Origin of the sequence: Streptomyces sp. SID3212 (assembly GCF_009865405.1) — a bacterium.
In the GTDB taxonomy this organism is placed as follows: Bacteria; Actinomycetota; Actinomycetes; order Streptomycetales; family Streptomycetaceae; genus Streptomyces.
The window spans coordinates 1-358 of sequence record NZ_WWJY01000610.1 but is presented as its reverse complement, the minus strand read 5'-3'; the positions used below and the strand labels follow the sequence as shown (position 1 = coordinate 358).

The following is a 358-nucleotide window of genomic DNA, read 5'->3' as shown; positions in this document are numbered from 1 at the left end:
TCCTGCGCGAGCGGGGCGCGGGCCGTGAGGACCTGGTGGCCCTCGCCGTGCCCTCCTCCGTCGGCACCCTCGTCGCCATGCTCGCCGTGCTGCGGGCCGGCGCCGCCTATCTGCCCGTGGACCCGCGGTATCCGGCCGCGCGCATCCGGCACATGCTGGACGACGCCCGGCCCGTCCTGCTGCTCACCACCACCGACGTGCAGGCGGGCCTGCCCGCCCACGACGTACCGTGGCTCGCCCTCGACGACCCCGCCGCCCTGCCCACGGATCCCCCCGCGCCCGCTCAGGACACCCCCCACCCGGCGGACCCCGCGTACGTCATCTACACCTCCGGCTCCACCGGCCGCCCCAAGGGCGT

The 358-nt window shown here is 77.1% G+C and carries 1 protein-coding gene; it reads left to right on the top strand.

Annotated features, from left to right (window positions below; genetic code table 11):
* Positions 1-358: AMP-binding protein (locus tag GT042_RS18040; protein WP_161309739.1), on the top strand; the 358-nt coding region annotated here is incomplete at both ends.